The 12622-nt window shown below is 70.4% G+C and carries 17 protein-coding genes; 11 read left to right on the top strand and 6 right to left on the bottom strand.

What is annotated here, in order from left to right; all coding sequences use genetic code 11:
- Nucleotides 1-1767 precede the first annotated feature (1767 nt).
- Nucleotides 1768-1929 carry a hypothetical protein gene (locus tag RBJ77_RS33780; protein ID WP_372348464.1) on the bottom strand — a complete coding sequence of 54 codons (162 nt, stop codon included), beginning with the start codon at nt 1927-1929 and terminating at the stop codon, nt 1768-1770.
- 678 nt (nt 1930-2607) lie between these two features.
- Between RBJ77_RS33780 and RBJ77_RS33775 the strand changes: the two genes are divergently transcribed.
- The 8 genes from RBJ77_RS33775 (at nt 2608) to RBJ77_RS33740 (ending at nt 5742) form a co-directional block, all read left to right on the top strand.
- Nucleotides 2608-2799, top strand: coding sequence for a hypothetical protein (locus RBJ77_RS33775; protein ID WP_372348463.1), 192 nt, complete (start codon nt 2608-2610; stop codon nt 2797-2799).
- Nucleotides 2800-3285: 486 nt separating this feature from the next.
- Entirely contained in the window at nt 3286-3390 is a 105-nt protein-coding gene (locus RBJ77_RS33770; RefSeq protein WP_372348462.1) for a hypothetical protein, read from the top strand.
- A gap of 295 nt (nt 3391-3685) precedes the next feature.
- Nucleotides 3686-4138, top strand: a complete 453-nt coding sequence (locus tag RBJ77_RS33765) for a hypothetical protein (RefSeq protein ID WP_372348461.1) — start codon at nt 3686-3688, stop codon at nt 4136-4138.
- 238 nt (nt 4139-4376) lie between these two features.
- Nucleotides 4377-4589 carry a fumarylacetoacetate hydrolase family protein gene (locus RBJ77_RS33760; protein WP_372348460.1) on the top strand — a complete coding sequence of 71 codons (213 nt, stop codon included), beginning with the start codon at nt 4377-4379 and terminating at the stop codon, nt 4587-4589.
- 74 nt (nt 4590-4663) lie between these two features.
- A complete protein-coding gene (locus RBJ77_RS33755) occupies nt 4664-4843 on the top strand; it encodes a hypothetical protein (protein WP_372348459.1) in 180 nt (59 codons plus the stop codon).
- Between the two features lie 83 nt (nt 4844-4926).
- Nucleotides 4927-5007 carry a hypothetical protein gene (locus RBJ77_RS33750; RefSeq protein ID WP_372348618.1) on the top strand — a complete coding sequence of 27 codons (81 nt, stop codon included), beginning with the start codon at nt 4927-4929 and terminating at the stop codon, nt 5005-5007.
- Nucleotides 5008-5023: 16 nt separating this feature from the next.
- Entirely contained in the window at nt 5024-5188 is a 165-nt protein-coding gene (locus tag RBJ77_RS33745; protein ID WP_372348458.1) for a hypothetical protein, read from the top strand.
- Nucleotides 5189-5274: 86 nt separating this feature from the next.
- Nucleotides 5275-5742 carry a hypothetical protein gene (locus RBJ77_RS33740; RefSeq protein ID WP_372348457.1) on the top strand — a complete coding sequence of 156 codons (468 nt, stop codon included), beginning with the start codon at nt 5275-5277 and terminating at the stop codon, nt 5740-5742.
- A 138-nt stretch (nt 5743-5880) separates the two neighbouring features.
- Here RBJ77_RS33740 and RBJ77_RS33735 read toward each other — a convergent pair whose 3' ends face one another.
- Together RBJ77_RS33735 and RBJ77_RS33730 are read right to left on the bottom strand one after the other, a co-directional pair.
- Nucleotides 5881-6363, bottom strand: a complete 483-nt coding sequence (locus RBJ77_RS33735; protein WP_372348456.1) for a hypothetical protein — start codon at nt 6361-6363, stop codon at nt 5881-5883.
- A gap of 134 nt (nt 6364-6497) precedes the next feature.
- Nucleotides 6498-7166: a hypothetical protein gene (locus RBJ77_RS33730; protein WP_372348455.1), complete on the bottom strand. Its 669-nt coding sequence runs from the start codon at nt 7164-7166 to the stop codon at nt 6498-6500.
- A gap of 420 nt (nt 7167-7586) precedes the next feature.
- Between RBJ77_RS33730 and RBJ77_RS33725 the strand changes: the two genes are divergently transcribed.
- Both RBJ77_RS33725 and RBJ77_RS33720 read left to right on the top strand, forming a co-directional pair.
- Nucleotides 7587-7988, top strand: a complete 402-nt coding sequence (locus tag RBJ77_RS33725) for a VOC family protein (RefSeq protein WP_372348454.1) — start codon at nt 7587-7589, stop codon at nt 7986-7988.
- A complete protein-coding gene (locus RBJ77_RS33720; RefSeq protein ID WP_372348453.1) occupies nt 7985-8491 on the top strand; it encodes a DUF664 domain-containing protein in 507 nt (168 codons plus the stop codon). Before RBJ77_RS33725 ends, RBJ77_RS33720 begins: the two co-directional genes overlap by 4 nt.
- A gap of 169 nt (nt 8492-8660) precedes the next feature.
- Here RBJ77_RS33720 and RBJ77_RS33715 read toward each other — a convergent pair whose 3' ends face one another.
- The 3 genes from RBJ77_RS33715 to RBJ77_RS33705 all read right to left on the bottom strand — a co-directional run bounded on the left by RBJ77_RS33715 (nt 8661) and on the right by RBJ77_RS33705 (nt 11662).
- The gene (locus RBJ77_RS33715) at nt 8661-9083 is read right to left on the bottom strand and encodes a LysR substrate-binding domain-containing protein (protein WP_372348452.1); all 423 of its coding nucleotides are present in this window, start codon (nt 9081-9083) and stop codon (nt 8661-8663) included.
- A gap of 310 nt (nt 9084-9393) precedes the next feature.
- Complete coding sequence (locus RBJ77_RS33710; protein WP_372348451.1) at nt 9394-10512, bottom strand: Vms1/Ankzf1 family peptidyl-tRNA hydrolase; 1119 nt, start codon at nt 10510-10512, stop codon at nt 9394-9396.
- Nucleotides 10513-10702: 190 nt separating this feature from the next.
- Nucleotides 10703-11662, bottom strand: a complete 960-nt coding sequence (locus RBJ77_RS33705) for a TIGR03557 family F420-dependent LLM class oxidoreductase (RefSeq protein ID WP_372348450.1) — start codon at nt 11660-11662, stop codon at nt 10703-10705.
- Between the two features lie 576 nt (nt 11663-12238).
- On the opposite strand from RBJ77_RS33705, the gene RBJ77_RS33700 reads away from it, so the two are divergent.
- Nucleotides 12239-12565: a plasmid stabilization protein gene (locus RBJ77_RS33700; RefSeq protein ID WP_372348449.1), complete on the top strand. Its 327-nt coding sequence runs from the start codon at nt 12239-12241 to the stop codon at nt 12563-12565.
- Nucleotides 12566-12622 lie beyond the last annotated feature (57 nt).

Below are 12622 nucleotides of genomic sequence, written 5' to 3'. Positions count from 1 at the left end.
TACGCCGCCACGGGCTACGGTCGCCGTCCCCACCCTGACGATGATGGAGGGTTTCGCCGCCCTCGAGGGTGCCGGGGTGAGTCACGCGGCCGCGGAGGGCAGTGTGGCCGCGCTGCGCCGGGCCGGCGTCCGATCCTGGCGGGCACCGACTCCAACCACACGCCCGGGATTCCCGTGCAGCCGTTGCGTTCGGCGCAGCCTGCAGCCACGAACTGGAGCCGCTGGTACGCGCCGGCTGACGCCCGTGAGGCCCTGCGCGCCACGACCAGCCTCGCCCGCGCGCAGTCCTTCGGGCTGCGGGACCGCGGCGGCGTCCGCCCCGGTAGCCGCGCCGATCTGGTGCTGGTCGACGGCGACCCTGGCGGACATCACCGCGACCCGCGCGATCCGGCGCGGATGGGTCGGCGGCACGGAGTACGCGCCGGTCGGCTGAGCGCGCAACCGTCCGGGACCGGCCTCGGCCGGTCCCGGACGGCACGTCACTGGTCAGGTCGAGAGCCGCGGTGACGATGCTCGTCGGCGCCGATGCCGTGATGCCGGTAGACCTCCTCCAGCGAACCGGACTGACCGAAGCGGGTCACCCCAAGCCTGCGGGCCGGCACGCGGTGCAGGTGGCCAGGAAAGCGAGGGTGTGCGGGTGTCCGTCCAGAACGGTGACCAGGTGTGCGCGTTCCGCCGGGAAGACCTGGTCCAGGATCCAGTCGGCCGCCTCACCGTGCCCGGCGTGCGTCGAGGGCCCGGTAGAGGAGGCCGGGGCTGTCACGCAGACCACGTCGGCAGGACGCCGAGTCCCTGGAGGCGGTCCGCCGCAGCGAGCGCCTCGAGTCACCGACGGCGCCCATGGCGGCGATGAGACCTGTGGGCTCCGGTGTGCGCCGCAGCGGATAGGCACCGGCGACGACCCGACGGCGCCGGCGTTCCCGGGCCGCCGGATCGGTGCACCCGCGCGCAGCGTCTGGTCCACGGGCCGGGTCGACAGGCGCAGGTAGGCGGAACCGCCGTCGGCGCGGCCGAGCCGGGACAGCGCGCGGCCAGCAGCGTCCACTCGGTGTCGAGGGCGAACGCCGGCTCCCAGGTCGTACAACCCGGCTGCTCCAGGCCCATGGGACGGCGTGGTGATCGACTGGCGTGCTCCGCCCTCGCGCGAGGGTCACGCCGGACGGGGTGCCGACCAGAATCGACTGCCCGCCGGCGTAGATGCCGAACGACCAAGCGTTCCAGGGCACGTTGAACGAGGGGTCGTACAGCACGATCGGCAGCAACGGTTGGCGACCGGCTCCAGGTGGCTCCCAGCTCGCCGAGGAGACCGACCAGGTTTGGTCTCCGCGATGCCGAGTTCGATGTGCTGGCCGGTCGGCCGCTCGCGCCAGTGCAGGATGGTCTCCGTGTCGTCGGCGAACCAGTCCACACGCTCGCGGCGACCGACACGCCGACCTTGCTGACCCACCCGCCCAGGTTCGTGGAGGAGCTGACGTCGGGACTCACGGTCACCACCCGGCCCGCGACCTCGGGGCGCTGGCCAGGGTCAGAACTCGAGCAGGACCCGGCCCAGGGCCGCCGTGCGTCGTCGCCGCACCACTGTCGGCGTCCGGCCGATGTCCGCCGGGATCGCCGCGTGCGTCTCGGGAACGGTCCGATCGGCGCAGCCGTGCCCCGGTCTCCGCACAGAGGCGGGCGGCCACGCAGGTCCGCAGCGCGAGCGCCCTGCCAGGGGCGGGCGAGGTCCGCGCCGACCCGGTCGGCGATGGTCGCCCATCTGTTCCAGCGTCAGCGGGAGGAGTGGTTCTGCGGATGCCCCTCGGTGGGCAGGCCGTGCCCCTTGACCGTGTACGCGAAGATCACCGTGGGCCGGTCGTCGCTCGACCTCGGACAGGGCGCCGTCAGAGTGGCGGCGAGCGTGACCGCCGAGAGAAGCGTGACGGCGGCCATCCGAGGTCGAGTCGTCCGTGTCCGCGAGCAGTTCGGCGATCGCCGGGGCACCGGCCCGGTGCCGGCAGTCGGTCGCGCAGGTCGGCGGCGGGCAGCGCAGCGAGCGCTGGTACTCGGGAGTTGGACATGGCGTCGATGCGATCCGCAGTTCCTGTCCGCCGGGGCGCGCGAACAGTTCTCAGCAGAGTGCCGTACTTGAGGTGAGCGCCTGCCAGCCGGCCGCGGCGAACGTGCCGTGCAGGCGGCCCGCCGCGATGTTCGGCACGACACGGTCCAGGACTGGCGGTTGAGGTCCACGATCCAGACGAAGGTTTCGCCCAGTTCGGCGACCTGCGGGTCGAGCACCGCCTCCCACACGGCTCCCTCGTCCAGTTCCGCGTCGCCCACCAGCGCGTACTGCCGGCCGGCGGGAGCGCCGCCGAGCGCGTACCGGCGGGCGAGCGCTCCCAGATCGTCGCCGTGGCGCCGATGCCCACCGAGCCGGTGGAGTAGTCGACCGGATCGGGGTCGCTTCGAGCGGCTCGGATAGCTCTGCAGACCGCCGAAGGCGCGCAGGTGGACAGCCGGGAGGCGTCCAGCTCGCCGAGCAGGTGGTTGAGGGCGTGCAGCACCGGCGAGGCGTGCGGTTTGACCGAGACGCGGTCCTCGGGACGCAGATGACGGAACCACAGCGCCGTCATGATCGACACCATCGACGCGCACGACGCCTGGTGGCCGCCGACCTTCAGTCCCGACGGGTACGCGCACCCGGTTGGCGTGGTGGACGATCGCGCTCGACAGCCACAACACGCGGTCCTCACGATCTCGTGCGGCAAGCCGAGGGCGGCGTCCGTAGATCCGCCCGAAGGCGGCTGGTGCGGTGGTCGCTGACGGAACGGTCTCCTCGCGCTCGGCACATCAGCGGACGGATGCGGGACCAGCTGTGAAACAGGGAAGTATCACGCCGACGGGCGCTCCGCATCGGCTGCGGCCGAGAGACCACCGGCCACGGCGGCACACAGAACCCACGAGAAATCACGCAGAATGCCCAGTCACCCGGCTGCTCAGCCCCGGAAGGTGCGCACCGTGCCCAACTCGAACGGATCGACCCGACCGACGCCCGCCTCTTGCTGGCACTCACCGCGCATCCCGGTCCACGACGGTGGCTCATCGCCGAGGCCAGACGGGCTCAGCCGCAACACCGTGCAGGCCCGGCGACGGCGCTGGACCGCAGCGGCGCCGTGGACGCTCGTTCGAGCGGCGAGTCGACCCGGCGGCGCTCGGCTATCCGCTCGCCGCGTTCGTCACCACACAGGTGGCCAGTGCCGACTCGACGAGGTGGCACGGGCCCTGTCCGCGATCCCCGAGGTGGTGCAAGTGGACGGGCTGTCCGGCGAGTGTGACCTGCTGGTGCACGTCGTGGCGGCCGACGCCGACGACCTGTACCGCGTGGCGGACGCATCCTCGGCATCCCCGGGTTGAGCGCACCAGCACGGCACTCGTCATGCGCCGCCTGGTGCCGTACCGGATCGCTCCGCTGCTGCGCCGCCGTACCGCCGGTTCCTGAGCGGGCCTCACCCACCCGTGCGGTCCGGAGGAGATTCCTCGGCCCGACACCTTGCTGTTATCACGCCTATAGCGCCCTACTGTGATCGGTGCCGCGACGCGCCTCGAGGCCTCGCCCGACGAGCGCCTCCCGCCTCGCGCTCCGCGCGACACGCCATCGCCGACAGGAACGACCCGGTCGGCACTCCCCAAGGAACACAGGAGCAGTCCCGTGCGTATCGCCAACCTCTCCGGCCGACTGGTCCTCGTCGTGGACGATCGTGCCGTCGACGTCGAGCGGGCCAGTGACGGCCGCTTCGCCGCGGACCCGCAGGCCGTCTACGACCGCTGGGAGGAGTTCCGGGCATGGGCGGCCGGGGCCCGGCTGCCCGAGGGCAGCCCGTTCGACCCCGCGGACCTCGGCGCGCCGGCGCCCGCGCCACGGCAGATCGTCGCCGCCGGCCTCAGCTACCGCGACCACGCCTCCGAGTCGGGATTCGCGTTGCCCGACACCATGCCGCCGGTCTTCACCAGAGTTCGCCACCAGCATCACCGGACCGATCACCGAGGTGGTCCTGCCGCCCGGCGGTCACACCGACTGGGAGATCGAACTCGTGCGCCGTCATCGGCACCCGCGCCCACCACGTCGTGGCCGACGGTGCCTGGGACCACGTGGCCGGGCTGACCGATGGAGTCGAGGACATCTCCGAGCGCATCACGCAACTGGAAGGCCTCGCCCCAGTTCAGCGCTGGGCGAGTCGTTCGAGTTCGCCCCGACCGGGCCGTGGCTGGTCACCCCGTGCGTTCGACAACCGCGACGACCTGGGGCTGCGCTGCACCGATGGACGGAGAAGAGATGCAGAAGCCGCACCGGCTGACCTGATCTCTTCTCCGTTCCCCAACTCATCGCCCGGCTGTCCGCGGTGATCCCGCTGCTGCCCGGAGACGTCGTCTTCAGCGGGACACCGGCCGGGGTCGGACTGGGCCGCGACCCACAGCGCTGGCTCGCCCCGGCGACGAGACTGGTCAGCACCATCGAGGGCATCGGCGAAGACTCCGCCAGCGCTTCATCACACAGGCCTGACCTCCGGAGCGCCCCGGCGACCGGGCCGCCCTTCCGCCCGGCCGGCCGGTGACCGACACCGCGCGCAGACCGCCCGGCGCTCCACCGCGGGCGCACGCCCGTCAGAATTCGATCGAGGAGAATCGGATGACCGCCACACCGAAGTTCGCCCACGTCGTGTTCCAGACCAGCAACCCCACCGAGATGCGCGACTGGTACTGCACCGTTCTGGCCGGCCACGTGGTGTTCCAGAACGACAGCCTGTGCTTCATCACCTACGACGAGAGCACCACCGCGTCGCCTTGCTCACCCCGCCGGTCCCGCTGAGCGCATAAGACACCCACGACGGCGCGGCACATCACGTCGCCTACACCTTCGACCACCTCGACGATCTCCTCGCCCGCTACGAGATGCTGCGCGACAAGGGCGTCACCCCCGCGGTGTGCATCGCCCACGGCGTCACCACGTCGATGTACTACCGGGACCCCTGACGGCAGCTTCGTCGAGATGCAGATCGACAACTTCGCCGACCCGGACGACGCCACCGGCTACATGCGCGGCCCCGAGTACAGCGAGGACGCCGTCGGTCCGGCCTTCGACCCCGAGGCGATGCTGGCCGCCCGCCGCTCCGGCAGCGCCGTGGAGGATCTGACCTGCCGGTCCTGGGCCTGAAGACCCCCAGCCCGATCCGATGCTGGTGCTCACCGGGGCGGCCTGAATCCCGCCACACCACCCCACCCTTCGTCGAGGAGAATCGCTTGAGCGCGTCCAACAGCGCCAGCGACTGCTTCATGTGCGGCCTGGAACAAGCAGCAGAGAGTGCCGTCGTGTTCCGCGATGCCCTGTGGTCGGCGCAGACGGTGCCCGGCTACGACGTGCCCGGCTGGTTCGTGCTGCGGGTGCGCCGCCACGCCGAGCGCATCACCGGGCTCGACGAGGCGGAACTCGCGACGTTCGCCCGCCGGGCCCGCGATCTGGTGGCCGCCGTGACGGAGGTGACCGGGGCACCCGCCACGTATCTGATGGTCTTCGGCGAGAACCACCCGCACTTCCACGCGCTGGTCACAGCGCGCGGCGAACACGTACCGACAGACCGCCGCAGCGGGGGCATCCTGCGCCTGGCCGGGGAGCAGACCGACCCAAAGGCCGCCGCCCTCCTGGTCCCGGCGGTGCGCCGAGCATACGGGCAGTTGGCCGGGGCAGCCCTCTCCCCGCTCTCCGCCTGACTTCCGGCCACGGGGCCGACCCGGCCCTTACAGGTGGCGCGCCTTCCGGGCGCCGGGGGTGCTCCGCCCGCCGCGCGGTGGAATCAACGGGCTCAGCCCGCCCGGCCGACCGGCCGCTGACCGGCGGAGACATGAAGGTCAGCACACGTCGTCGGCGTGCTCCCGGAACTGGGCACGGCTCATGACTTTGCCATCGGCCCCCCACTGTCCGGGAGCAAGGCCCTCGACATCGGCGGCCTCGAAGCGGCCGATTCCCTGGTACTTGACGACGATGGACTGCTTGTCTTTCCGTCCGATCACGAATTCCACCGAGTAGAACCCGGCCGCGGACAGCTTCCTGGGCTTCTGTTCCACGCCGTGCCAGTTCTTGGGCGGCTGGTAGAGGCTGATCTCCTGTTCCCCCGTGACCGACCGCGGTGGGCGGGCCGACCAGTCGCCCAGGACTTCTGGATCCCCGCGGTCCGTCTCATCGGCGACGTGCAGGATGCTGACTTCCTCCATGTGTGTGGCGTTGGAGCAGGGTCGCAGCAGGGCCCGCACGTCGCCCTGCGGGCCTTTGCCCACGGCCACCAGTTGGAGTTCCGGCGGGCTGCATCCGGCCGTCAGCAGCGACAGGGCCACGGCGGCGCCGACACTCCAGAGCATGCGCGTCGTTCTGGCGCGACGACTCCTCACGCGGTTCCCCCTCGGCCTGCCTCACCGTGCATCCCTCTGGGGGCGTGCCCGGTCACCCTCGCCGGATGCCAGGGATCGTGTCAGCCAGCAGCCTCGTAGACAGTCAAGTCCATGTCCAGGCCGCCGTACTCGTTCACGTGCGTCAGATGTCCGGCGGAGAAGGTGCCATCGTCCTTGCCGGTCCGTGCGTCCAGGATGACGCCCTTGTCGCGTGGGTCGTCGTACACGTCGTCGTAGTCGGGGGTGGTGCGGGCGGTCAGCACGGCGATGCCGTCTTCGACCCCGACCACGGACGGGCTGGAGTCCGCGTTGAAGCTCATTCCCTTGGGCGTCGGGACGGCGACGGTCCAGGCCACTTTGCCGCTGTCGGCGTCCACGGCCCACAGACTCACCGTAGATCTGCCTTTGGCGGTGCCCGTGCCCTCGGTGTACTGCTGGAAGGCGAACAGCACCAGAGTCCGTCCACCCTGCTTGACCACAGACGGCTGGGTGCTCTCCCATACGCGGGCGCGCTCGTCCACGCCGGTCGACATGCCCACGGGCTTTCTCACGGACCACGCCGGGACGCCGCTGCCCCGGGTGTCGTAAGCGCTCAGGCTGGTCTCGGTCAGGACGAACGCCTTCGTCCTCCACAGCGTCGTCTCCGTCTGCTCGGCCTCCGTGGCGGACAGCCGCACCCCGCCGCCGGTGAACTTGCGCGGCGGGTCGTAGGCATTGGCTGCGGGGGCGGCGGATGCCTCGTCCCGCACCGGACGGCTGTAACCCGTGCCGTCCGTTGAGTCACCGGAGCATCCGGCCAGCAGGATCGCACCTGCTGCAGCTCCGCAGATCACACCCATGATTGACCGTCGCGCGCTGCGCACGAGAAGGCCCCCGTTCCCCCCGCATGACACGCAGTCCCAAGCTGGATCGACGCCCGCACAGACAGCAAGGCCGTCATCAGACCCGGCGGCGCGTCCCTTCCTGAGGCACCGCCTCCGGACCGCACTGCGCCTTGACCTGCCGTTGCGGGCTTTTCTGCCTGGCACGTTCGCGCCTCATCGTGCCCTGAGAGCACAGGACCAACAATGACGGGTTTCGCATCGTCAGATAACCGCGGAGTTATCGATGAAGATCACTCCGTGCGGCCTCTGTACGTGGCTCGTCCGCTCGTGGATAGTCCTGTAGCTGTGACAGACACGGCAGGCATCCCCTCATGGCCCACAGGCATCAGCGCGATCACTCTCTTCACTGAGGATCTGGACGCCACGAAGCGGTTCTACCGGGAAGCCTTCGGACTGCCGGTGGCCTTCGAGAACGACAATTCGGCCGTCTTCGAATTCGGCAACACCATCATCAACCTGCTCAGGACCACCGCAGCACCTGATCTCATCGCACCCGCTCGCGTCGCCCAGCCTGACGCCGGAGTCCGTCTCCAACTCACGCTCCCCGTCGACGATGTGGACGCGATGTGCAAGGAACTGGCCGCCCGCGGTGTCACCCTGCTCAGCGGCCCCATGGACCGGCCCTGGGGCATCAGGACCGCCAGCTTCCGTGATCCCGGCGGCCACATCTGGGAGATCGCCCAGTGACCACGTCACCCTCCCCCGAGATCCAGACACTCCTGTCGGTCCTGCACGAACAGCGCCGCCACGTTCTCGGCATACTCGACGGTCTCGATGCGGATGCCCTGCGCCAACCCGTGCTGCCCTCCGGATGGGACTGCCTCGGCCTGGTCCAGCATCTCGCCCTCGACGTCGAGCAGTTCTGGTTCCACGCGGTCGTGCGCGGCGACGAGGACGTCATCGAGTCCCTGAGCAACGACGATGACGCATGGCAGGTGGGGCCAGAGGTTCCAGCCGCCGAGGTCCTCGACCGATACCGCACGCAGACCAGCCTCGCGGACACCGTCATCAATGCCACCCCCGTGGACGCGCCCCTGGCCTGGTGGCCCCACCACCTCTTCGGCGAACCACATCTCCACACCCATCGCGACGTCCTGCTCCATGTCATCACCGAGACCGCCTGCCATGCCGGCCACCTCGATGCGGCGCGGGAACTCCTCGACGGCCGACGCTGGCTGGTCCTGACCTGACCCTGCGGTCGGCTGAGTCACCACAGCCGGGCAGAGATCCACAGAGTTCCCCCAGGGCCTCAACGGCCCCGCGAGGCGACGTTGCGGTCTCAGCCCGTGCGCGGGCCGGTGTCCCGTGCCGCGCGCGCCAGAGCGCGGATGAGGTCCGTCTCGGCTGCGGTCGGCCAGATCAGGGCCCACTGTCCCGTGGGAGGTCGTCGGGGCGCAGGAAGCGCAGGCCCGGCCAGCGGTAGTAGCGAGCGGCATCCCCGTGGACGAGGCTGACGGCGTGGCCGGCGGCCACTTCCTGGAAGGTAGTGACTTTCGGGCCGCGCCGGATAGGGCGCCCGCTGGGCGTGTGGGTGGGCACGAGCGTCTGCAGCCAGCACTCGGGAGTGGGCGGCCCTGAGTAGGGCAGGGCCCAGTCCGCGAGACCCTCCATCCTTACGGTGTCCCGTTGGGCCAAGGGGTGGTCGGTGGCCACCATGAGCAGCAGAGGCTCCGTGTCGATCAGGGGCCCGACAGTGAGGCCGGGTTCCCGGACGGGCAGCCAGGCCGACGCGACCTCGACCGAACCGTCGCGCAGCGGGCCGAACGGGTCGGTGAAGTTCATCTCCCTGATGCGCAGTTCGATGTCAGGGTGCCGCTTGCGGAACAGGGCGAGGAGGTCGGCCTAATCTCGATGTCCCGCAGCTCCACCCTCGTCCCTCCGCAGCCAATGCCTCAACGATTGTCTGCGCAGGCAGAACGGGCGCGGGACAACGCATCTTTCCCCTTGCGCCTTCAAGCACACCCGGCGCACACAACCACGAGGAGACGAACCCTACTTGGCCCCGCCGACGGCCCGACTGCGGCCCGCAGCCCCGACCGGCCCGGCCGATGGGCCCCATAGGCGCTGATCCCATGGGATAGAGGGCTCTCCTTCAGGAGCCGGCTACGTCAGTCGCAGGTTCCGTCCACCGCAGCAGCGCGCCAAGTCCGCCCGCCGGACCGGAGTCCGGGGTGGCCGCGCTCACGGACAGGGCGGCGGCCCCGCTCGCGGCGGCGCAACGCATCAGCGCGTCGTCGGCGCGTGCGGACACCGGGTCCTTCGCGCCCAGGGCAATGGCATCGGTGCGTCGTACGGCCACCTGGTCCGGTGACTGTCCCACCCACACCTCGCGGTGCGGGTCGGGTCCTTCCGGCCTCACCAGGAGCTCCTCGACGCGGTGTTCGCGCGCCGCGTCCACGAGGCCGGGCACTCCCGCGACCGCGCCTTCCTGACGGCCGAACGCCTCGGCGTACCGTTCCATCTCGTGGGAGACGCGGCGGGCGACGTGCTGGGCGCGCGCCTGCTCCAGCTCGACACCCAGCAACCGGCTTCCGGCACCGTGTCGTGCCCGCATGGTGCGGTCGCGCAGCGGGCCGGGCAGTTTGTCCTTGACCGACGCGCACTCCCGGTCGTCGCCGACGAGGACGACCAGTTCGGCCTGTGTCTCCGCCTGGCGGTCGGCCACCGCCTCGGCGATCTCCCCCGCGTTGTGTTCCCAGGTGTTCTCCACTCGGAGTTGGAAGTGCCGCTCCGACCAGTCGGCGGTCGCCGTGCGGTGGACGGGCCACTGCCGCCCCGACACGGTACCGACGGTCATGTCCCCGCGCGCGGAGTGCAGTTCGAGGTCGGCCCCCTTGCGGTCGACGTGGGCGACCAGACACAGCGGGTCCTCGCCGACCAGATCGAGCAGTGGCGTCGTGCGGGGCAATGCTCCCCAGCCGGCCGACGGCACCGGCGCCGTGCTCAGCGGCAGATCCAGCGCCACCTCTCCCTGCGCGGCGAACAGGGCGCGGCCCATGGGTTCCGACGTGTGCTGCAGGTCGTCGACCGCCGCCCGGACGGCGCGGCAGGTCGGCTCGTCGGCGCCGACGGCGGCCAGTGAGCGCTGCACTCCGGCAGCCTCCACCGACCGCTCCTGCGCGGTGGAGGCCGAGTGGCGGGATGTGTCGATGTAGACGCTGGCCCAGGGGCCGGAGCGGTCGGTGAGCGGGGTGAGGAACGCGAGGTCCATGTTTGTCTCCCATGGTTCGTCGGTGACAGGTGAGCGGAATCCGCGTCCGCGTTGCGTACCCGTCACAGCCCTCGGCAGTCCCCCGGATTACCCCTCATGTGCGGCTCGTCTACGTTCCTGGGCCCCCACCTTTGTCCAGGAACCGCTGCCGCTACGGCAGTTCACGACCGGCGGCGCGGCGCGCACCGGTTCACGGCCCGGTCAGTCGCGGAAGGATGCTGCTGCGGTAGAAGTCGAAGAAGCCCTGCTGATCGGGGCCGATCTGACCGACGTACACCTCGTCGAATCCCGCGTCGACGTACGCCTGCATCGCCTTGGCGTGCTCGTCGGCGTCGTTGCCGCAGACCATGCCGTCGGCGACGGTCTCCTCGGTCACGAGCGTCGACGCCTGTTCGAAATGGGCCGGGTTCGGCAGCACCTGGCCGAGTTCGCCCGGCAGGAACTGGGTGGGCCACAGCCGGTGGGCGGTCTTCACCGCCTCCTCTTTGTCGGCGCCCCAACAGACCTTCACCCCGCCGAGGACGGGCTTCTGGCCGCCGCCCGCGCGCCTGAACTGACCCACCAGATCGGAATCCGGCGTCATCGTGACGAATCCGTCCCCGATCCGGCCGGCCAGCGCGGCGGCCTTGGGCCCGAATCCCGAGACGTAGATGGGAACAGGCTCCTCGGGCACCGTGTACAGGCGGGCGTTCTCCACGGTGTAGTGCTTGCCGCGGTGGGTGACCTCGTCGCCGGTCTGCAGGCTCCGGATGACGTGGACCGCCTCCTCCAGCATCTCCAGGCGTACGTCGACGGCCGGCCAGGCGTCCCCGAGGATGTGCTCGTTGAGCGCCTCACCACTGCCGACACCGAACCGGAAGCGGTTGCCGGTGAGCACGCCCGAGGTGGCGACGGCCTGGGCGTTGACCGCCGGGTGCATCCGGACGGTGGGGCAGGTGACGAAGGTCGTCACAGGCAGTGAGGAGACCTGTGCGAGCGCGCCGATCATCGACCACACGAAAGGACTCTGCCCCTGGTCGCCCGTCCACGGATGGTAGTGGTCCGACAGGGCCAGGCAGGTGAAGCCCGCCTGCTCCGCGGCGCGTGCCTGCTCCAGCAGTTCGGCGGGCGTGAACTCCTCGCTCGCCAGGAAGTACCCGAAGTCGGTCATGCCCTGCTCCTCACTACGTCGTCGACGCGACGCCGACGGCTGGACCCGTCTGGGTCCTTCACTCGATCTCACACGGCCCACGGCCTGGCCCCGGGCCAGACGCGGGGAACCACGCAGACGGGCCGGTGCGAGCGCCCCGTGTACCCGGCGGCCGCCGTCCAAATCACCGGGGCCCGGGCGAACAGACACCGCTTTTCGGGCAGCCGAGAAGACGGGCCGCCCAGTGTGCGGCGCCTCACCCCATCGGGCCGGGCACACGTGGGCACGTAACCGCGACCGGCTGCGTGGCACATTCGCCGGATTGAGAGGCGCGCAGCGGGTACCCGGGGGCCGCTTCCCCGCTGCAGTACGACTGCGGCAATCCGGCGGGCCCCAGGTGCGCGGGGTACTGAACGGCCCGCCGGACCCCCTGCACATCACGCGCGAGTCTCACGCCTGACGGTTCCGACTGCATCGAGTCCGCCTCGATCCCGAACCCGAGGACGAACTGACACCGGCAGTCCGGCTCAGAGATCAGAGATCAGAGAGAAGACCAGCGAACTGACGGACCGCGAGCCGGACTGGAAGGAGAACGTCATGCCGCAAGGTTCCAGCAAGAAGCGCGAGCGCCAGTACGAGCACGTCAAGGACAGCGCGAAGAAGCGCGGCGCCTCCGAGAGCCGTGCCAAGGAGATCGCGGCACGCACGGTGAACAAGGAGCGGGCCCGCTCCGGCGAGTCCAAGCAGGCGAGCAAGACATCCACCCAGGACAAGAAGTCCGCCTCGCAGCGCGGCGGCGAGCGGTCCCACAGCGGTTCCCAAGGGCCCACGAAGGACCAGCTGTACGCAGAGGCCAAGAAGCGGAACATCGAAGGACGCTCGTCGATGAACAAGCAGCAACTGGCCAAGGCCCTCGGCCGCTGATCAGCCGGCTCCGCAACCCCGAACGGACGATCCCCCTGAGCGAGGCCAGCGGCACAC

Origin of the sequence: Streptomyces sp. KL116D (assembly GCF_030766975.1) — a bacterium.
GTDB lineage: Bacteria > Actinomycetota > Actinomycetes > Streptomycetales > Streptomycetaceae > Streptomyces > Streptomyces longispororuber_A.
This window is presented reverse-complemented; position numbering and strand designations above follow the sequence as displayed.

Coding starts and splice junctions, on each gene's coding strand:
- RBJ77_RS33780 (WP_372348464.1), bottom strand. CDS start 1,929: ATGGCCGCCGTCACGCTTCTCTCGGCGGTCACGCTCGCCGCCACTCTG.
- RBJ77_RS33775 (WP_372348463.1), top strand. CDS start 2,608: ATGATCGACACCATCGACGCGCACGACGCCTGGTGGCCGCCGACCTTC.
- RBJ77_RS33755 (WP_372348459.1), top strand. CDS start 4,664: ATGACCGCCACACCGAAGTTCGCCCACGTCGTGTTCCAGACCAGCAAC.
- RBJ77_RS33750 (WP_372348618.1), top strand. CDS start 4,927: ATGCTGCGCGACAAGGGCGTCACCCCCGCGGTGTGCATCGCCCACGGC.
- RBJ77_RS33745 (WP_372348458.1), top strand. CDS start 5,024: ATGCAGATCGACAACTTCGCCGACCCGGACGACGCCACCGGCTACATG.
- RBJ77_RS33715 (WP_372348452.1), bottom strand. CDS start 9,083: ATGAACTTCACCGACCCGTTCGGCCCGCTGCGCGACGGTTCGGTCGAG.
- RBJ77_RS33710 (WP_372348451.1), bottom strand. CDS start 10,512: ATGGACCTCGCGTTCCTCACCCCGCTCACCGACCGCTCCGGCCCCTGG.
- RBJ77_RS33705 (WP_372348450.1), bottom strand. CDS start 11,662: ATGACCGACTTCGGGTACTTCCTGGCGAGCGAGGAGTTCACGCCCGCC.
- RBJ77_RS33700 (WP_372348449.1), top strand. CDS start 12,239: ATGCCGCAAGGTTCCAGCAAGAAGCGCGAGCGCCAGTACGAGCACGTC.